The organism is Desulfovibrio sp. MES5, assembly GCF_002237645.1.
Lineage (GTDB): Bacteria > Desulfobacterota > Desulfovibrionia > Desulfovibrionales > Desulfovibrionaceae > Desulfovibrio.
Genome location: NZ_MJUZ01000019.1, coordinates 12,718 through 32,114, shown reverse-complemented (window position 1 = coordinate 32,114; position 19,397 = coordinate 12,718). Strand labels below are relative to the sequence as shown.

17 protein-coding genes are annotated in these 19,397 nt (G+C 62.1%); 12 read left to right on the top strand and 5 right to left on the bottom strand.

The window, feature by feature from the left end:
• Positions 1–56 precede the first annotated feature (56 nt).
• The 4 genes from cobM to BCS36_RS06525 are packed head-to-tail and all read right to left on the bottom strand — an operon-like array spanning position 57 to position 5,224.
• On the bottom strand, positions 57–920 hold the full coding sequence (cobM, locus tag BCS36_RS06540) for a precorrin-4 C(11)-methyltransferase (RefSeq protein ID WP_291302097.1): 864 nt from the start codon (positions 918–920) through the stop codon (positions 57–59).
• The gene (gene cbiE, locus BCS36_RS06535) at positions 913–2,988 is read right to left on the bottom strand and encodes a precorrin-6y C5,15-methyltransferase (decarboxylating) subunit CbiE (protein WP_291302096.1); all 2,076 of its coding nucleotides are present in this window, start codon (positions 2,986–2,988) and stop codon (positions 913–915) included. Before cbiE ends, cobM begins: the two co-directional genes overlap by 8 nt.
• Entirely contained in the window at positions 2,985–4,343 is a 1,359-nt protein-coding gene (gene cbiD, locus BCS36_RS06530) for a cobalt-precorrin-5B (C(1))-methyltransferase CbiD (protein WP_291302095.1), read from the bottom strand. Before cbiD ends, cbiE begins: the two co-directional genes overlap by 4 nt.
• Before the next feature lie 2 nt (positions 4,344–4,345).
• Positions 4,346–5,224, bottom strand: coding sequence for a hypothetical protein (locus tag BCS36_RS06525; RefSeq protein WP_291302094.1), 879 nt, complete (start codon positions 5,222–5,224; stop codon positions 4,346–4,348).
• A gap of 306 nt (positions 5,225–5,530) precedes the next feature.
• On the opposite strand from BCS36_RS06525, the gene BCS36_RS06520 reads away from it, so the two are divergent.
• Both BCS36_RS06520 and BCS36_RS06515 read left to right on the top strand, forming a co-directional pair.
• The gene (locus BCS36_RS06520; RefSeq protein ID WP_291302093.1) at positions 5,531–6,526 is read left to right on the top strand and encodes an OmpA family protein; all 996 of its coding nucleotides are present in this window, start codon (positions 5,531–5,533) and stop codon (positions 6,524–6,526) included.
• 79 nt (positions 6,527–6,605) lie between these two features.
• Positions 6,606–7,181 (top strand): translation initiation factor 2, encoded by a 576-nt coding sequence (locus BCS36_RS06515; protein WP_291302092.1) that lies wholly within the window; start codon positions 6,606–6,608, stop codon positions 7,179–7,181.
• A gap of 393 nt (positions 7,182–7,574) precedes the next feature.
• Here the strand turns inward: BCS36_RS06515 and thrB are convergent, their stop codons facing one another.
• Complete coding sequence (gene thrB, locus BCS36_RS06510; protein WP_291302091.1) at positions 7,575–8,177, bottom strand: homoserine kinase; 603 nt, start codon at positions 8,175–8,177, stop codon at positions 7,575–7,577.
• A 574-nt stretch (positions 8,178–8,751) separates the two neighbouring features.
• Here thrB and BCS36_RS06505 point away from each other — a divergent pair.
• The 10 genes from BCS36_RS06505 (at position 8,752) to BCS36_RS06460 (ending at position 19,185) form a co-directional block, all read left to right on the top strand.
• The gene (locus BCS36_RS06505; protein WP_291302090.1) at positions 8,752–9,666 is read left to right on the top strand and encodes a hypothetical protein; all 915 of its coding nucleotides are present in this window, start codon (positions 8,752–8,754) and stop codon (positions 9,664–9,666) included.
• 307 nt (positions 9,667–9,973) lie between these two features.
• The gene (gene rpmH, locus BCS36_RS06500) at positions 9,974–10,108 is read left to right on the top strand and encodes a 50S ribosomal protein L34 (protein ID WP_165064844.1); all 135 of its coding nucleotides are present in this window, start codon (positions 9,974–9,976) and stop codon (positions 10,106–10,108) included.
• 41 nt (positions 10,109–10,149) lie between these two features.
• Positions 10,150–10,542, top strand: coding sequence for a ribonuclease P protein component (gene rnpA / locus BCS36_RS06495; RefSeq protein WP_291302089.1), 393 nt, complete (start codon positions 10,150–10,152; stop codon positions 10,540–10,542).
• Positions 10,539–10,808: a membrane protein insertion efficiency factor YidD gene (yidD, locus tag BCS36_RS06490; protein WP_291302088.1), complete on the top strand. Its 270-nt coding sequence runs from the start codon at positions 10,539–10,541 to the stop codon at positions 10,806–10,808. The genes rnpA and yidD overlap by 4 nt, the downstream gene beginning before the upstream one ends.
• 8 nt (positions 10,809–10,816) lie before the next feature.
• Complete coding sequence (yidC, locus tag BCS36_RS06485) at positions 10,817–12,460, top strand: membrane protein insertase YidC (protein ID WP_291302087.1); 1,644 nt, start codon at positions 10,817–10,819, stop codon at positions 12,458–12,460.
• Positions 12,461–12,502: 42 nt separating this feature from the next.
• The gene (locus BCS36_RS06480; RefSeq protein ID WP_291302086.1) at positions 12,503–13,879 is read left to right on the top strand and encodes a protein jag; all 1,377 of its coding nucleotides are present in this window, start codon (positions 12,503–12,505) and stop codon (positions 13,877–13,879) included.
• Positions 13,880–14,347: 468 nt separating this feature from the next.
• Positions 14,348–15,754: a tRNA uridine-5-carboxymethylaminomethyl(34) synthesis GTPase MnmE gene (mnmE, locus tag BCS36_RS06475; protein WP_291302111.1), complete on the top strand. Its 1,407-nt coding sequence runs from the start codon at positions 14,348–14,350 to the stop codon at positions 15,752–15,754.
• A gap of 15 nt (positions 15,755–15,769) precedes the next feature.
• The gene (locus BCS36_RS06470) at positions 15,770–16,414 is read left to right on the top strand and encodes a 3'-5' exonuclease (protein WP_291302085.1); all 645 of its coding nucleotides are present in this window, start codon (positions 15,770–15,772) and stop codon (positions 16,412–16,414) included.
• Positions 16,411–17,670, top strand: a complete 1,260-nt coding sequence (locus tag BCS36_RS06465; protein ID WP_291302084.1) for a 2-phospho-L-lactate transferase CofD family protein — start codon at positions 16,411–16,413, stop codon at positions 17,668–17,670. The genes BCS36_RS06470 and BCS36_RS06465 overlap by 4 nt, the downstream gene beginning before the upstream one ends.
• Complete coding sequence (locus tag BCS36_RS06460; protein WP_367209254.1) at positions 17,671–19,185, top strand: pseudouridine synthase; 1,515 nt, start codon at positions 17,671–17,673, stop codon at positions 19,183–19,185.
• Positions 19,186–19,397: the final 212 nt, after the last annotated feature.

Below are 19,397 nucleotides of genomic sequence, written 5' to 3'. Positions count from 1 at the left end.
GAAATCCTCTTGCAAAAGGATCCTTCCCCCACAAGGTATTTCAATGCGCCACAGGTCTAGTCTTCGTCAGCCAGCCTGTAGCCGTGGCTGAAATTGGCCGCGTAGAGGAGCGAGGCTGTGTCTGCGGCGTTTTGCCCCGGCAGCACCAGAAAAACAGTCTGCCGTGCAAGCCCGTGTTCGTGTACGCAATGGGCCAGGGTTCCGGCAGTGGCCCAGATGAGGCGCTGGTCGGGCCAGCCCACGCGGTAGGCGCATAAAACTGGCGTATCTGGCGGGGTGTGGGCCAGCAGCTCTGCCTGCAGATTTTCGCAGGCCCCGGCTGAAAGATAGACGGCCATGGACGTGCCGTGGGCCGCCAGCAGGCGCAGGGCCTCGCGTTCCGGCACAGGGGTGCGGCCCTCCATGCGGGTGATGATGAGGCTCTGGGTCACTTCCGGCACGGTAAACGTCACTCCTGCGGCGGCGGCCGCCGCGCAGGCTGCGGTAACGCCCGGGATCACGCGCCAGGGGATGCCGTCCTGGTCCAACAGGCGGGCCTGTTCACGCAGCGCGCCGTAGAGGGAGGGGTCGCCCGTGTGGACGCGCGCCACCGGGCCGCCCGCCAGGGCCGTACGGCGCACAAGGTCATGACATTGCTCAAGCGTCAGGGGGGCGGAGTCCACCACGGGGACGCCGGGGGCCGCGCAGGCCACCACGTCCGGCGGAACCAGCGAACCGGCATAGAGCACGAGGCTGGCCTCTTCAATGGCTTTGCGGCCTTTGAGGGTCAGCAGTTCCGGGTCGCCTGGGCCTGCCCCCACAAAGCTGACAAGACCTGGGCCGACGCCCTTTGCGTGGGCGGTGTCGGGGCTTTTTGCGCAAGATGGGCCAGTGGAGATCAGGCCGCCGGTCGAAGGTGTTTCTGTGTTGCCGCTATTCATGTTCACGCTTCTGCGCCACGCCGTCGGGGGCGGGTTTTTGGGCTGTAAGCAAAAATACAGGATTCATGGCTGCCAGGTGCACATCGCCGCCCAGTTCCCTGCCTTCGGACGCCTGAATCTGGCAGATTTCCACAGGCCAGCCCAGTCGCTCGAAAAAGTTGCGGCAAAGGCAGAGGGTGTCCAGCAGAACGCAGCTTGCCACAACACGCCCGCCTACGGGCAGGCGCAGGCACACGTGCCCAAGGATGTCTTCACCGTCTTCTCCTGAAAGACCGCCGCCAATGAAAACCCGGTGAGGGTCGGGCAGTGAGGTCAGGCATTCGGGCGCTTCGCCCAGGCGAACGTCCAGAATGGCCACGCCGAAGCGGCGGCGGTTTTCCTGAATGCTCATGGCCCGCCCCACGGAGCGCTCCACCGCGATGACGCGCCCTTCATGGGCCAAAACAGCGGCTTCAAGGGCTACCGCCCCGGAGCCTGCGCCCACATCCCAGACCACATGGTGCGGCTCGATCCGCAACAGGGCCAGAGCGGCGGCACGCACGGGTTTTTTGCTTATAAGTCCCCTGTCCACGGCAAGTTCGTGCGCCTCAAGGCCGAGGCGTGCGCGGCGCGGCGAGTCGCCGGGCACAAGAACAAGCGTGCAGGCAGGGCCAAATGTGGTGCTGGCGGCCTGCGCCATGTCGAGGTTGTGGCAGAGCTCGTCAGGCGCGCCCATACGTTCAAAAACGTGGGCACGGAACCAGTCGACGCCACGGTCAAGAAGGTGGCGCGTGAGAAAATCCGGGGTCATGCGCGCGTCGGTGAGCACGCAGAGGGGCGCGTTTTTGCTTACGGCCGCGTTGAGGGGGCCGAGATCGTCACGCCCGTGCAGGGAAAGGCAGATGACCTTGTGCCAGGGCAGGGCCAGCCGGGCGCAGGCCTGCTGCAGGGAACTGACGGCAGGCAAGAGGCGTACGGCGTCCTGGCCGAGAAGGCGCACCAGGGTGGCCCCGATGCCGAAAAGCAAAGGGTCGCCGTCGGCCAGCATGACAACGCGCTCGCCAGCGGCGCGCATCTGGCTCAGCCTGGTGAGCACGGGTTGCAGCGGGGTGCTCAGGGGCAGCAGGCGCGCCTTAAGCGTATGGGGGCCCGCATTGTCTTCATAGGCGTCAAGTGCAGAAGCTGGCGCAGAAGCGGGTAAAGAGGCGCGCGCGTTGTCGGCGTCGTCGCCCTGGTCAGCGGAGTTTTTTTCTTCAGCAGCGCCAGTCAGTTCGCGCAAGAGATAGCGTCCGCCGCATATGACGTCCGCCTCTTGCAGCAAGGCGCGTTGTGAGGCCGTAAGCTCCAGCAGGCCGCGCGGGCGGGCGCAGTCAAGGCCAAGAACCGTGATGGGCGAAGGCTCTGCCGTGGTGGGCTCAAAGATGAAAAAAGATTGCAGAATTTCTGACATGGGCGGCCAGTCGTCCGACTGGGATTCCGCAGGCTGCGCATCCACGGGCAGTGGCGCGGGCAGCGGCGCGGGTTTGCGCTGTTTTTTGGGCGGGCGTGCTGGCGAAGCCGCTTCTGACAAATGGGCGGCAGCGCCGGTGGCGCAGTTCGCGGCGCTGTTTTCGGTTTCGGGCGCAGGGGCGGCATCAACGGGGATTTCCGGGGACACGGGCGGCGTCGTAAGGGCGGAAGTTGCCTGCAAATCCGGGGAGGGCGAAGCGGCTGGTTCTTCCTGCGGGTCAGGGGCAGCCAGCGCTGCGCTGACTGCGCGTGGGGCCGCGTCCGAAGCGGAATGTGGAAGAGACGGCGCGGCGGCTTCAAGGGGGGTGGTCTCTGGCTCAGCACCATCCAGTAGCGCAGCTTCTGGCATAGCGGCCCCCGGAGATGCGGCCTCAAGGGGCGCAGCAGGCGGCGTAAAGGCTTCGGGCGGTACGGACTCCAGCAGATCAGCCTCCGGCGGGGCAGCCGGGACGCAGGGCAAGATGGCCCTGGCCGCGCCAGGCGTGGCTTCGGGTTTGGAGTCGGCCCTGCGCTCGCTTGCGCTTTCGGGTCCGCTCTGTGCGGGCACGGCGATGCCGGGCAGTGCGACCTGATTTTTCATAATGCCAGTAATTCCCTGCCGTCGGTGTGAAAAAGATGCAGACGCACATGGCGGCCTGCGAAATTTGCCGCCACGGCGGCGGCTTTTTCGCCCGTGAGGGCGATAACGTCGTTTCCGGCCTTGTCCTGCAGGAGCAGTTCCAGCGCGTGGGCCGCGGTGACGCAGTGGCCCACCTGATCCGCGCAGGACGCGCCGCACTGGCGGCACAGGCGCGCGAGATCCTCCATGTCCAGGTCGGCGTGGCGGGCATGCGTGTAGGCGTGCCCCTGAGCGAGTTTGACCAGCTTGCCGAAAAAACAACCCCATATGAGGCTGTCAAAGGGCATGGCCCCGGCAGCCTTGAGGGAAAACGCCGCAAAGTCCGCAACCTGAATAAAACTTCTTTGCGGCATATGCGGATATTTGTCCATAAGCAGGCGCTCGGAGCGTCGCCCCGTGGTCAGCCCAATGTCGCGGCAGCCTGTGGCCGCAGCCACGGCCAGCCCCTGTTCAATGGTGGCCTTCCATGCCTGATGGCTGTACGGACGTACCGTTCCCTGCGTGCCAAGGATGGAAATGCCGCCCACAATGCCCAGTCGCGGGTTAAATGTCTGCCGGGCCAGACGTTCCCCTTCAGGAACACTGACAATGACCCTAAGGGGAGGGCAGGGGCCTGTGCCGAAAACCAGCGCTCCATGGCGCATGGCAAAGGTTATCTGCTGGCGGGGCGTGGGGTTGACGGCAGCTTCGCCCACAGGAATGGGAAGCCCCGGCAGGGTCACGCGCCCAACGCCCGGCCCGCCCTCAATGCTGACGGCAAGGGCCTCTGCGGCAGCCGCTCTTGTGGCGGCATAGGTGACGCCAGTTTGTGCGGCCATGGCGGAATGTTCAACTACCGTGGCCGTGATAAGCGCGCCGGAAGTGGCGTCGGGGTCATCACCGCCGTCCTTGCGTATGGAGGCGTGGGCCACGCGAAAAACGCCATTGTGCCCCGCCCCGGTGGACTGGGCGCAAGAGCCTTCTTGAGCAAAAAGCGGCGCAAACTCCGGGCATGCGGCCAGCTCAGGGGCCGGACCATGGCCGCAGGCGGCCACCTCAAGCCGCAGCCAGCCCCTTGGCGTGGGAAGTGCCGCGTTTTTGGGGTTCCCATTACCTGATGCGTCCGCTCCAGCACCCGCTGCGCCATCAGCTGCGACATCCGGCGGGCCGGAAGGAGCGGAAGGACTGGAAGGACTGGAAGCCCCGGAACTGAAAGGGGGCAGCGGCACGTCCACATGGCTTGGCGCGCCTCCGGCGCGCAAAAGGTGCAGGGCGGCCAGCGCCGCGCCCGTTGCTGCCGAACCGGTGGTAAATCCCTCGCGCAGTCTCGCGGCCATGATCAGTCGGCCGCGTCAGGCAGCCAGACCTGCCCTTTGGCCACCAGAGATACTGGCCCGTCCACTCCAGCCATGAACTCTCCGCCTTCGGAAAAAAGGCGCACGTCCAGGGGGGAGCCGCTGGGCTGCATGATGGTAAAGCTTTTGCCCCCGGCAGTCTGCGAACGGCTCAGAGCCAGTGCCAGCGCGCCGGAACCGCAGGCGCTCTCAAGATAGTCGCTGCGCGTGTCGCGTACGTGCACCAGAGGCAGCATATCCATCTGGCCCTGAAGCGTCCTCCACCATATGACGCCCACGGCCGCTTCCTGTTTAAGGTCATAGCGTTCGCGCAACAGGGCCGCCGCAGCGTAGCAGTCTTCGGGCTGGCTGTGTATGTGACCGTCGAGCAGAAGATGGCTGATGCCGGGCAGGCGCACCAGGTGTATGCCCTCGGCCATGCGCTGTATGGTGATGTCTGGCAGTTGCAAAACGACTTCCACGCGCCAGTGGGGAGCGTATCCGCATACGCGAAGCTGCACGGGGCTCTGCCAGCCAGAAACGCTGATTGTATAGCTCCGCTGTAATGCGGGGCCGTCAGGAGCAACGGGCAGGACACCGTTTTCACGTGGCCGGGCCGCGTCTTCAGCGTGCTGGCTGCAATCATCGGTGTAGGCCAGCATTGCGCCCACAGCCCTGCTGGCATTGATGCAGAACTCGCCCCCGGCCATGCGCAGGCTATGGGCCTCAATATCAACAAAACCGGCCTGTTCTCCGCCCAGGCAGGATTCGGTCAGGGCCTGTCTGGCCATGCGGCACTGCAAGGCGGGTGCAAGCCCGTTTGACGGAAACAGAAGTGTGGTGTTGCCGCCTGGGCTCCATTTGGAAAAAGGCAGGGTAGGCATAGAGATATTCCTTTAATTCTTCGTCAAAGTATGCCTCAGCCTCGGCAGGCTGTCCAGCGGTGGGGTGCGCAATGGTTTTTCTATGGTGCGATGCTGCGAAAAAACTGAGAACGCCGTAAGCAACAGGCAGTTATTAGAGAATATTTCCTATTTAAAACTTGCGGTTTTTCATAAAGGCGGTTATGTCTAAGACAGTTGCCGTCTCCAAAGGCCTTGCCTGGAGTGAGCCGGCAACGTGGCGGGCACACCGCGATTTACTGTTGGTTGACGGTAATTCGACGAACTTATCAACGTTTGGGAGGCAGTATGAAATCGTTTCGTCTTCTTGTTCTGGCCGCTGCTCTTATTTTGAGCTATGCTGTGGCCGCCGCGGCCGCACCGGCCTGCACCAAGAAAATTGACAGCTTTGACTTCGTTGTGGACTATTCCGGTTCCATGATGATGAAGAACGCTCAGCTGAAGCAGGATAAAATCATTGTGGCCAAAAGCGTGTTGCAGCGCGTCAACGCCGCTATTCCTGCCTTGAACTATAATGGCGGCCTGCACACCATTTCGCCCAACGGCGTTATCGTTGCCCAGGGCCCCTGGGACCGTGCCAGCATGGCCGCAGGCATCAACAAGCTGCGTTCCGGCTTTGACATCTTTGGCCGCATGACCCGCATGGGCACCGGCCTGCAGGCTTATGAGCCCTTCCTGTCCAGCATGAAGCGCGACGCCGCCGTTATCCTCGTGACTGACGGCGACAACAACCGTGGCGCCAATCTGGTGGAAGTTGCCCGTCAGCTGTACGCCAGCCAGCGTAACCTGGTTATCCACATCATCTCCTTCGCCGACACCAAGAACGGTGAAGAAACCATCAAGCAGGTCGCCGCTCTGAACCCCGCCACCATCGTGGTGCGTGGTGAAGAACTGGCCACCAGCGACGCCGCCGTTGAGCGCTTTGTTCTGTCAGTGTTCTGCCAGGACGAAGACGTGATCGTGCTGCGTGGCGTGCACTTCGCTTTCAACTCCTATGCTCTTGACAGCAAGGCCATGGGCATCCTGAACGAAGCCGCCGGTCTCATCAAGGCCAGCCCCAACAAGCGCGTCGTGCTTACCGGCTGGACTGACTGGATCGGTTCTGACGCTTACAACATGAAGCTTTCACAGGAACGCGCCAACAGCGTGAAGAACTATCTTGTGAAGCAGGGCATCCCCGCCAGCCGCATGACCGCCATCGGCCGTGGCAAGTCCTTCAAGTACAACAACGAATCCGCTGAAGGTCGCGCCATGAACCGGCGCACCGAAATCTCCTTCGAATAATCGAAGGGCGGGTTTCATTGGAATAATATGCAAAAAGCCGGGTGGCCCTATGCCGCCCGGCTTTAATGTGTGAGGTGCTATGCGCAAACAAACATTTCTGGCTCTTTTGCTGACTTTTGGTCTGACAGCAGGCGGTTGCGCCTGGTTTGGCGGCGATACTTCTTCTACGGAAGCGGCGGTTACGCCCGCACAGCCCGCAGAAGCTGCGGCCCCCGCCCCCGCGCCTGAAGCTCCGGCTCCCGGCAAGTCTGCCAAAAAAGTTGACAAGAAAGCCGCCGCCAGTGCGGAAAAGACGCAACCCGTGGCCAAGGGCGCTAAAACTGAAGCTCAGATAGCTGCCGAACTGGACTCCGTGGGCCACAAGCTGGTCGCTCAGGCTGGCAGAACCGTGGTTCCCTCCAAGTCCAAAAAGGACGTGCAACAGGTCGGCAAGGACTTTGTGGCAAGCTATGTTGAAGTGGACGAAAGCAGCATCTCCACCGAACTGCGCCCCGGCGCGTCAGGCCAGTACGTTGGCTTTGTGCGTTACAAAGAAAACGTTTACGAATGCCGTGGCGCTTCCCGTCAGGCTGCGCTGACGGCGGCCTGCCAGCAGGTCAAGGCCCGCAGGATAAACGAACTGATCAGGTATGACGGCAAGAGCTGGCAGTTCTAGGATAATCTTATTTTGATGCGGCTCTGTCGGCTGTGTGAAGAGAGGCGCGCGCCATAAAGGCGCTGACGCTTGCAGTCGCGTCCATATGCGCGGATACGCGCCAGTGTGGGCGTGCTCGATGGTTGGGATTGCATGTTCTCAATGAGCGTTGTTCTGGGCGCGCGTATTTGCCGACAGAAATGTGTTTTTTTAGCGGGGCTTCGGCCCCGCTTTTTTTGTGTCCAAGCGCCATGTTATGGCCTGGGCAAAAGGGCGCATGGCAGGATTCCGCACATGCCGCCCTGCAATTCGGGCAGCTGACGGCAAAAGGGCGCGCTGCATGATTGCCGCAGATCCCGGCAGGCGGCATGAAAGAAGGAGGGAAGGCGGGTGCGGTCTGGCCAGACTACGCCGTCAGCGGCCTGCGCCGTCAGCGGCAATGGCCTGCGGGGGCAGGTTGTCCACAATCCAGTCCACGCATTGCTGCGGATTTTTACAGGTAGCTTCACAGCACAGGGTCGCGTAACGGGTGTACAGTTCCTGGCGTTCCAGAAAAATATCGCCGAGGGTCTGCCCTGGCCCGATGGCCAGGCCCCGTTGCGGATTGCGGGCTATGCGCTCTTCAACAATGCTGAGCGGCACGTCCAGATGCACGATGGGCCCCAGCGAGGCGAGGTGCCGCATGGCTTTTTCGCGGTAGACAACGCTGCCGCCGGTGGCGATGACGGCGCGGTTGGCCTTTATGGCGCTGATGATGCCGGCTTCCACTTCAAGAAAGGCGTCCTTGCCAAGGGCGTCGGTTATGTCTTGCAGACGGGCAGCATAAACGGCTTCAATAAGGTGGTCGCTGTCCATAAAGGCCCAGCCCAGACGTTTGGCCAGGGCCTCGCCGATGGTGGACTTGCCCGCTCCGGCCATTCCTATAAGGATGATGCACGGTGACGGTCTGGCTGGTGCCGTGATGGAAGAGGGGCCAGAGCGATCAGGGGTGGCGTCTGTAGAAGAGGGCACGGACATTTTTGCTCCTTGGCCGGTGAAAATGATGCCTGAAATGTGCCCAAGGGGGGCGCTGCTGTCAAGGCGCGGCAGCCTGTCGAAGCCGCCTTTTACGTGGATTGCTTCTGCTGCGTCTCTGCGCGAAGCGGGTGGCGTGCCTGTAGTGACGTGGGGCGGGTTCTCGCAGCATGGCAGCCCGTGTGCGTCGCCTGAGAGCGGGTAAACCGCGCATATCACGTTGCGGCACGCTGTCGCTTGAGCCGCTTGAGAGCAAGCGCCCTTTATTAGCATTGCAATGCTCTAAAGCGGATCAGCTTTACGTGGGCGCGACGCCTGAAAAACGCTGCCTCTGGAACCACCGCTTTACAGCAGAAAACACTGTGTAATGCAATGAAATACAATAAAAGTTTTAAGGGATGGGGGCGTGGTGGAGGAGCCCATTTTAAAAGTGGTCCTCTCCCACAAAGAAAGCAGTTCAACCTCAAGCCTCGCCTGCCCGGCGCTGCGTGTGGGTCCTTCCCTCCGCAAAGCACTGTAATCAGCCCCCCTAAAGTTTACTGTGGCATTTGCCGATAAGCGAGGAAGAGGTGGTATTATGTTCGTGACACACTACAAAAACGCGGTGCTGGCCCGTACCTTGCGCCCTGTGGCCTTGGGCGTGGCCATTTTGTGTTTCGGCGTCACGTCCGGCATGTCCGGCGTGTCGTTTGCCGGTGTCGCCGAGTCTTCGCTTCCCCAGACCCTGCCCGATGGCGGCCCCAATCTGACCGAGGCCTGGATGCGCACAGGCGGCGCGCGCCTTTACTGGAATACGCTGACGCAGCCGCGCCAGATTCGCATGGTGGGCGCGGCTTTTGCCGATCCTGCCGCTGTGCCGGAACTCATGTCCAGTCCTCAGGGGCAGCCTGACGTGAGCACCGGCAAGGGCAGCCGTGGCGGAAAAACCGCCCCGCACAGCATTGTTGTTGACCCTAAGGCTCCTGCGCGCCCCTGGCCCCACGCGACGTCCCGGCCCGCAAAGCAGGGCGGGACCACCGCCGTTCAGGCTGGTAAAAAAAGTGAAGCGGCGCAGGCCGCCAGAACCCCGGCAGAAAAACCGGCCTCTGTCAGCCCGGCGCTTACCGCTCCGTCTTCGTCGCGGCAAGGTAATGGCAATGGCACTGCGGCGGTTGCGCCCTCACCTTCTGTCGGGATTGGCAATGGCGTCGCTGCGCCCTCAGGCGCGGCCAAGCCTTCGGGCGTGCCGCCAGCGGCGGCATCCACATCTGCGTCTTCGAGCGCGTCGTCCGCGGCCCCATCCATGTCGGTGACAGGATCGGGCGCAGCTGTCGGGGCTTTTGGAAAAGCCGGCGTTGGCTCCGTGCGTTCGTCCAACGGCGGCGCACAGGCGGACGTTCCGATTCCGCCGCCGGTTCCTTCCCTTACAGCGGACGACCTGCTCCCGCCCAGCAACGGGGCTGGCAGCGCCTCCGGTGGGGGCGGCGCTCCTGCGCGGGCTCCCTTGCCGTAAGATTTTGGCGTTTGACCAACAGCCCGTGTAATGGCAGGATGCATTCTGCCATGCCGGTCAAGCCTTACAGGCGGCGTTACGCCGCCTGTTTTTGTGACGCGCGCCATGTTCAGCCGACGATCGGCCCAGTCTGCGCTTGACGGAGGGGCTGTGCGCGTGTATGTAGCTTCTTCCATATATTTTAACGCCAGGGCCTTGCCGTCCCTGACCGCTATAACAAGTGGACGGCCCATAACCGCTAAAGCCCGACGTGCCGCTAAGTCCCGGTAAGGGCGCTGGTCATACCGGAAATTTTAAGGAGTCAGTCATGAAGAGAACATATCAGCCGAGCAAGATCAGAAGAGCCCGCACCCACGGTTTTCGCGCCCGTATGGCCACCCCTGGTGGTCGAGCCATCCTGCGCCGCCGTCGCGCCAAGGGCCGCAAGCGTCTCAGCGCCTGAGTGAACGGGGGGCATCCCCCGTTCGTCGTCCGGGAGCTTCCATGCGCCGGTATCTTCTGCCCAGGCAGTTGCGCATCCGCCGTCGGGTGGAGTTTACGGCCTGTTATGAGCGGGGCAGGCGTTACCACACCGAGCATTTCCTTGTCTTTGTGTTGCCGGGAGGCTGTCCCGGTCTTCGCGCGCGCACAGGCATGGCCGTCTCCCGCAAGGTAGGCAATGCCGTGGTGCGTAATCGCGTCAAGAGGCTCCTGCGGGAATTCTACCGCCTGCACAGAGAAGAACTGCCCGTGGAGGCCGACATCGTTACCATAGCAAAAAAGCATGCCGGAGAAGCCGCACTGGATTATGCCCGTGTGGCTGCGGAACTTTTGCCGTTGCTACGGCGTGCGGCCCGACATCAGTCGGGCTCTTCGGCATTGGCAGGTCTGCCATGAGCCACATGCTGCGCACCCTCTGCGTATTTCCCATACGCGTGTACCAGCGCTGCATCTCGCCCGTGTTGCCCCCTGCCTGCCGCTATTACCCTACCTGTTCCGCCTATGCCGTAGAGGCCGTAATGACCCACGGCGTGTTGCGTGGCGGCTGGCTGGCGCTCAAGCGCCTGGCCCGCTGTCATCCTTGGGGCGGATCGGGCTATGATCCAGTTCCACCACCATCAGGACGACGTCGCCGCGACGTTCCGCCATTGTCCCAGGAGTGAGCGCCCACATGCAAGACAGTAAAAATCTTATCATTGCCATTGTTCTTTGTCTTATTGTCATTGTCGGCTGGGGATATCTGGCCGAGCATATGGGCTGGACCTCAAAGCCCGCCCCCGTGGCGCAGCAGCAGAAGCAGAGCGAGCAGGTGCCACAGCAACTGGCGCAAACAGCGCCCGCGCCCGCGCAGCCCAGTCTGCCCGTTTTCGAGCCCTCGGCAGGCCGCGACATTACGGTGGACACCCCCCTTTATGAAGCTGTTGTTTACAGCGGCGGCGGCGCGCTGCGTTCGTTCAAGCTGAAAAAATTTCAGGTTGGCCTCGCGGCGGATTCGCCCCTGGTGAACATGGTTGACGCCAAGACGGCCCAGGTGGCCCCCATGGGCCTTGTTATCAACAGCCAGCCCTCGTGGAGCACTGGTCAGTGGTCCCTGGATGCTGGCGAAAGCGGCCTCTCCCTTGGTGAAAACCAGCAGGGTTCACTGCGCCTGACGGGCGAAGTGGACAACCTGCGTGTGGTGCGCGAACTGACCTTCGACGCCTCCACCTATCTCATCAAGGAAAAGGTTCGCGTGACGAACCTGAGCGAACAGGCGCGCAGCGTGCGTGTGAGCTACACGGCAGCCGCTGACGCCAGCAATGCCGCTGGCGACCGTTACGACGCCATGCGCGTCGCCTGGGACAACGACGGCAGCCTCAAGGAAGAAAGCTCCGCGAGCACTCTTGAAACCACCGGTGTTCAGGCCGTTGGCAAGATTTACTGGGCTGGCGCCATGAGCACGTATTTTCTTACGGCCGTGATGCCCGGTGAAACCAACAGCGTGACCGTCAAGGGCGTTATGCAGCAGAATGTGTATCGCGCCGCTGTCGAAGAACAGGAAGCCCTGCTTGGCCCCGGCCAGGAAAAGGAACTGACTGTTTCCTACTGGGTTGGCCCCAAGGTGCGTTCCGAGCTCCAGGCCGCCTCGCCCCAGCTTGCCAAAAGCGTTGACCTGGGCTTTTTCCACATCATTGCCAAAGGGCTGCTGTGGCTGCTGGAATTCTTCCAGAAGTACGTGCACAACTGGGGCCTTTCCATCATTCTGCTGACCGTGCTTATCAAGGCCGTGTTCTGGCCCCTCACGGCCAAGAGTTACGCCTCGATGGAAAAAATGAAGAAGCTCCAGCCCCACATGACGGAGCTGCGCGAGAAGTACAAGGACAACAAGGAGCAGATGAACAAGGAGGTCATGGCACTCTACAAGACCTACGGCGTCAATCCCGCCAGCGGTTGCGTGCCCATCCTTATCCAGCTGCCCGTGTTCTTCGGCCTGTACCAGGCCCTGCTCACCTCCATCGAGCTGCGCCACGCGCCCTTCATCAAGTATCTGCCCGGCACAGACATGCTCTGGCTGGCTGACCTTTCCACCAAGGATCCCTTGTACATCACCCCCATCATCATGGGTGTGACCATGTTCCTGCAGCAGAGGATGAACCCCCCGGCCGCCGATCCCACGCAGCAGAAGATCATGATGTTTTTGCCCCTTATCTTCACGGTGCTTTTCCTGAACTTCCCCGCAGGTCTGGTGTTGTACTGGCTTGTCAACAACGTGCTGTCCATTGCGCAGCAGCAGATGATGATACGGAAGCTCAAAGGCCACGCCGCCGCGAAATAGCCGCAACGGCGGCCTGTACCGCCCATTGGAACGAGGACGAGTATGGAAGGGTTTAAAGAATTCCAGGGAAAGGACCTGGACAGCGCCATAGAGGAAGCCTGCGGCTACTTTGATGCTGCGCGTGAAAAGCTGGAAATCGAAATCGTGCAGGACTCCAAGTCCGGCATCTTCGGCATCGTCGGAGCGCGCAAGGCCAAGGTCCGCGCGCGCCGGGTGCAGCTGCGCGAAACCGTTGAAAGTATCCTGGGACGCAAAGGCGCGCAGGCTGAAGCTTCTGAAAGCGTGCCAGCGCCTGAAGCGCCGGAAAAAAATCGCGCCCAGCGCGAGGAAGGCCCGCAGGCCACCAACGGCCAGCAGGAAAAGCGCAATAACCGTTCCCGCAATCGCAAACCTGCACAGGAACCGGCTGCCGAACAGGCCGAAGGTTCGCAGGGGCGCGATGCCCGCCCGCCCAGGGGGGCAGGCCCGCGTCAGGAAAAACAGGGTGAGAGAAACCCGGAACGTGGCGCTGAAAAGGCCAATGGCCGCGCAGGATCCAGGGCTGCCGACAGAAGCGCTGAAAAGCCTTCCGACAAGGCCGAGGGCGAAGGCCGTGGCGACAGGTCAAGAGACCGGGGCAAGGCTTCGGGGCGTGCGCAGAACGGCCAGAATGGTCAAAATGGGCAAAATGGTCACAGCGGCCAGAACGGTCAAAATGGCCAGAACGGACAGAGCGGTCAAAATGGCCAAAATGGCCAGAGTGCTCAAAACGGGCAGAACGGTGAAGACGGCAGACGCCCCGAAGGGCGCGGCCGTCGTGGCGATTCCCGTGATGGGCGCGAAGGTCGCAACGCCGCAAAAGACGGTGGCCGTGAGGCTGCCCGTCAGCCCAAGGGCATGGACGTTCTGGACGATGATTTTGAAGAAGCCGCCGAAGGGCTGCCCGCCATGCCGATGGAGCAGCTTGACCAGGAACGCCTGGACGCTCTTGTGCGTGAAACCGTCCGACAGCTGGTGCGCCCCATTGTGGGCGAAGATGTGAACCTGGAAGTAAAGCTGGGCGGCGACAGGGTGCAGGTCGGCATTGACAGTGAAGAAGATTCGGGCCTGCTCATCGGTCGTGAAGGGCAGACGCTGGCCGCGCTTCAGTATATGATTTCGCGCATCGTGTCGCGAGGCATGAATGCCGCTGTGCGCGTGCAGCTTGACGCCGGGGAATACCGCCGCCGTCAGGACGAAAAGCTGCGCGAAATGGCGCTGGCGCTGGCCGACAAGGTGCGCCAGAGTGGCCGGTCCTATTCCACGCGGCCCCTGTCTTCGTACCATCGCCGTATTGTACACGTCTGCCTTCAGGAGGCGGTCGATGTGCAGACGCGCAGCACAGGGGACGGCCCCATGAAGAGGGTTGTCATCTTGCGCAAAAAGGCCGAAAAGAACTAGAGCGAGTTCACGTTGAACGGCCTCAGGCGGCTACGGGCGCAAGCGTTTTCTATGAAGGATGCGTCAGGCGCGCCCGCCGGGTTCAGCGGTGGAACTTTTTATGCTGAAACGCCTGGGGGCCTCCCTGCTTATGCGTGGCGAGGTTGGGCGGTGCACACCGTCAGGGCGTATTTTAGAGCAGATTAACTTTGAAATGCTTCACATTTCAAAGTTTTCATTCAGCCAAAATCGCATTTTTCGGCTGAATCCACGCCACGGTGTGGCGCGCTGCACTCTCGTGCAGCGTTGGAGCATGTACACTTTTTCAAAGTTAAATGCTCTAGTAACGCAATCGGACAGAGCTTGCACATCAAGGCGGCTTCCGCATTTTCGCCTTTGGCGGAAGGCGGGAGCCGCATTTTCCTGAACCCTGAAAAAATGCCGCCAGGGTAAAACCGGCGCACCCATAACTGTAGCGTAAACATGGGCATCACCACACGCGACACCATAGCGGCCATTGCCACGCCACCCGGATCCGGGGGGATCGGCATTGTGCGCATTTCCGGGCCTGAAGCCAAGCAGGTGCTTGCGCGCATGTTTTTGCCCCTGTCGTCCAGGTTTGAAAATTTTCGTCCCTGGTTTTTGCACAGGGGGCGGGTTCTGGACTGGAACGACGAAGCGCTGGATGACGTGCTGGCCGTCTTTATGCCTGGGCCGCGCAGTTTTACGGGGGAAGACGTGGCTGAAATCCATTGCCACGGCGGAGCCTTTATTGTTCAGGCAGTGCTGGAGAGCGCCCTGCGACGGGGCGCGCGGCAGGCGCAGCAGGGTGAATTTTCACGCCGGGCTTTTGTCAACGGGCGTATGGACCTGAGCCAGGCTGAAGCTGTGGCCGAACTTATCGCCGCGCCCTCGCGCGAGGCTCTGCGCTACGGCCTCAACCGGCTGGACGGCCTGCTTGCCCGCCGCACCGAGGCCCTGCGCAATGAGCTGGAAGAACTGCGCATGCAGGTGTGCGTGGCGGTGGACTTTCCTGAAGACGAAGTTGAAGGCATGGATGCCCCCACCTTCAGCGCCGCTGTTGAAAAAGTGTCTGCCGCGCTGCGGCACCTGCTCAAGGGCAGTCGCAGAGCGCGGGTCATGCAGCAGGGGGCTGTCGTAGTGCTGGCTGGCGCCGTCAATGCCGGCAAATCCAGCCTCATGAACGCTTTGCTTGGGCGCAACCGGGCGCTGGTCACTGATATTCCCGGCACCACGCGCGATTTTCTGGAGGAGGCCTGCGACCTCAACGGTCTGCCTGTACGCCTGACGGATACCGCAGGTCTGCGCAAGGCCGCTGAAAGTATTGAAGAGCTTGGCGTTGAACGCAGCCGGCAAAAACTGGCCGAGGCGGACGCCATTGTTCTTGTGCTGGACGGCGGCGCTCTGGGCGAGGCCGGGGCAACGGCCAAGGTCTGCCCGGACCCCGCAGCACGCGAAGTACTTGAAATGGCAGGCACAACGCCTGTACTGGTCGTGTGGAACAAATGCGACCTGTGCATGCCCCAAAAATTCCCCCCAAGCTGGATTCAGAACCAAACCTGTTGCGCAACAAGCGCTTTTTCCGATACACAGGTGGAGGACATGGCTGAGCGCCTGCGCGCGCTGTTGCTGGCTGAAAGTGATGGGGCTGCCGGAGAAGAAGGGCTTGCGCCCAATGCCCGGCAAACACTGGCTCTTGAGGCGGCCCTGGCCGAACTGACGGCCCTGCGCGAAGATGTTGATGCCGGGCGGCCTTATGACTGCTGCGCCGTGCGTCTTGACGTGGCCGCCGCCCATCTGGCGGAAGTTACCGGGCTGAGCAGCCCGGCTGAAGTGCTGGACAGGGTTTTCTCACAATTCTGCATTGGCAAGTAGTCTGGTAAACAACCTATGGATATGGATGTCTTACGTCGCCGTCTGAGCAGTGAGGAAGTGAACGCTCTGCCCCTGTGTCATTATGAGGGGCATGTGCATGTGGTGCGCAGCGAAGAAGACTGGCAACGCGCGCTGCCTCAACTGCGGGAAGAAAGCGTTTTGGGCTTTGATACGGAAACGCGGCCTTCCTTTCGCAAGGGAAGGCGCAACGCTCCGGCGCTGATCCAGCTGGCCACGGCGCAGGCCGTGTATCTGATCCAGCTGGCCTGGATGCCCTTTGGCCCCGATCTGGCAGCTCTGCTCGCAAACCCGGCGCAGGTCAAAGCCGGTGTGGGCATCAGGGACGACATGCGTGATCTGGCCAAACTGCACGATTTTGAGCCGGCAGGGCTGGTTGATCTGGGCGGCGTGGCCAGGGCGCATAAGTTGCCCAGTCAGGGCCTGCGCACTCTTGCGGCCAATTTTTTTGGCTGGCGTATTTCCAAGGGCTCCCAGTGCTCCAACTGGAGCCTGCCCGAACTCAGCGCCAAGCAAATCGCCTATGCCGCCACCGATGCCTGGATAGGCAGGCTTATTTTCATGCGCATGTGCGATTTGGGGCTCATCCCCACCACGCGTCCCGCAACCTGGCCTGTGGGGGCCTGCGGGGGCGGTGCGTGAACGGCGCTTTGACGCCGACGGCTTTTCCGGCCCTGGGGCCGCGTCTGACGTTTTTTACTGGCGGCACGGCCCTGCGCGCCCTCAGCCGGGAGCTGACCCGCCATACGCACAATTCCGTCCATCTGATCACCACCTTTGATTCCGGCGGCAGTTCGGCGGTTTTGCGCCGGGCTTTCGCCATGCCTGCCGTGGGCGATATCCGCAACCGCCTGCTGGCCCTGGCCGACTGCGCCGTGGTACCCGCCGCAGTGCTGGATTTTTGCGCCTGCCGCCTCCCTGCCGAAGACGAAGAACTGTCGGAAGACGTGGCATCCATCCTAGGCGCTGCGACCTCCTGCTCCGGCAAAAAGGCCTCGGCGGACTTTCTCAGACGGCATCTTGTCAGCATGGGCAGGGCGGGGCACCGGGTCTGGAAAAGCATGCCCGGCGTTTTTGCCGATGCCCTGCGGCTGCACCTGAATTTTTTTCTCTCCCGCATGCCCGTTGATTTTGATCCCTACCGCGCCTGCTTCGGCAATTTGCTGCTGGCCGGGGGCTATCTGCACCACAAGCGCAACTTTGACCCTGTGCTGGCCTTTTTCAGCCGTCTTTTGCAAACGCGGGGCGTGGTGCGCCCCATTGTCAGGGAAAGCCTGCATCTTGCGGCTGAACTGGACGACGGCTCGGTACTGGTGGGGCAGCACCTCTTTCGCACGCTGGCAAGGCCTGTGCGGCGGATTTTTCTTACAGTGCACGAGCCGGAACGGCTCAATGAGCGGGACTGCCTGGAATTGCCCGCAACGCCATGCCGTCCGCCGCTCGCGCCTGCGGCAGGCGTCTATCTGAGTTCCGCCGGGGCCATCTGCTATCCCATGGGCAGCTTTTACACCAGCGTGCTGGCCAACCTGCTGCCCCAGGGAGTGGGAAGCACCGTGGCCGAAGCGGACTGCCCCAAGATTTTTATTCCCAATTCCGGCAGCGACGCCGAACTGCTGGGGCTGAGTGTGGCGGGCCAGGCCGCCATGATTCTGCGCCATTTGCGCCAGGACGCCCCGGAAGCCCCAACCGACCGTCTGCTGCACCATGTGCTTATAGATTCCCGCCATGGCCGCTATGAGGGCGGCCTTGGCGACGAGGTGCGCAAATCCATCAGCGATATGGGCCTCACTATTGTGGATCGGCATATCGTGTGTGAGAACAATCCCCAGTACCACGAGCCGGAACTGACGGCCCGCGCCCTTCTTGATCTTATGCCGGGCAAGGCTGCGGAGATCTGAGTGAAACCCCAATTTTGCGGTCAGAATGGCCCCGAACGGAACTGCGACAGCCCGGATGTGGATGGACGCAAGCGGCAATTGCGTGTGGACCAGCAGGCGGGCCAGCGGCTTGACCATGCGCTTGAAGCGCTTTTGCCCCACCTGGGGGTGCGCGGCCGCAAGCGCTGCATCGAGAGCGGCCTTGTGCTGGTCAATGGCCGTCCCGCCGCCGCCTCGCGGCGTATGCGCGAGGGGGATGTGATTTGTCTGGCTGAAGCGGCGGCACAGCCCATAACAGGGGCCGATTTAGTATCCGCACCGGGGACTGCTCCAACGCCCGCGCCGGGAGACGGCGCAGCGTCCGCGTCGGAACATGCGCCAGCACAGATCATGCCCGCCACGCACAGCGACCCCTGCTCACTGGCGACCAGTCTTGGCCTGCGCATGCTCGACAGGCAGGACGACTACTGTTTTTTCAGCAAACCAGCCAACATGCACAGCGCTGCCCTGGCGGGCAGCACAGAGGCCAGCGTGGAGGCTCTTGCCCCCGCGCTGGCGGCAGCCTGGCACGGGCCTTCCCGCTGCCGGGCTTCAGGCCGGGCATGCCCTCCTGTCACGCCCGACGGCAGCGACAATCGCGGCCAGGCGGCGCAAGGCCAAGCGTCACAGGGAGCGGCGCAACAACAGGAATGCATGCTGCTGCAAAGGCTGGACTTCGGCACGTCAGGCCTGCTTTGCGCCGCTCTGACGCCCGCCGCCGCTGCCGCTTTTCGCGCCGCAGAAGCTGCAGGGCACTGTGAAAAACGTTATGTGGCCTTGCTGACGGGCGTTCTTACAGGGCCGGTCACCGCGCGGCAGTCTCTGGGCGTAAGCGGACGCCGCAAAAGCCGCCTGCGAGACGCGCAGGCAGACAAGACCCGCTGGACGGACTTTTGGCCCCTGCATGTCTGGCATCCCGATACAATGGACGCCGAGGAACTGCGGCTGCTTTTCGGCGTCGTTCCTGATCCGGCAGGTCTGGCTTCTGGCATTGCCGGGGGCATGACGGCGGCACAGACGGCGAGCCATACATCAGGTCTGGCGCCGGGCCTTGAGGAAGACATGGCAGCAGGCATGGCAGAGGGCAGGGCAGGCGAGGGCCATCCTTTGCCGGAAAAAGCGTCCCCCGCGTCCGCGTGTGGGCCTTTAGTCCGCCCATTCTCGCTTCCGCCGCAGGGGTTGACGCTGGCTGCCTGCCGCATCCGCCGGGGCGCGCGCCATCAGATACGGGTGCACGCAGCGGGACTGGGACACGCGCTGTGGGGCGACGCCCTGTATGCGAATGGGGACGGCGCGCTGCCCGACGCTTTCGGCGGCGCGGAGCCATCCCCGGACCTGCCTGGATTTTTTTTGCACCACGGCGGCCTGCGCCTGCCGGGAGCCGCATGTGTCGACTATCCCCCCTGGCCTCTGCCCGAAGCGCTCAGTCGTCTTGTGCGCGCGTGGTTTGAGGGTGTTCTGCCGCAGGCGGAACAACAGGCGTTAAAAAAATCTTGAGTGTTCAAACAGTTTTTAATCCCCAAAAAATATTGCTGTAACATGCTTAAAATAAAGTAAATCAGGCGGCTCTGGTTAAAACTTTTATTTGTTTCGGGTGTGCCCTCTTGGCACGTGCCCGCTGTGAGTATACATATATCAAATCAAAAGACGGCGGTCCGCCAGAGACGGACAACCGCCGGAACGTCAACCGGTATGGTGCGTGGCAATGA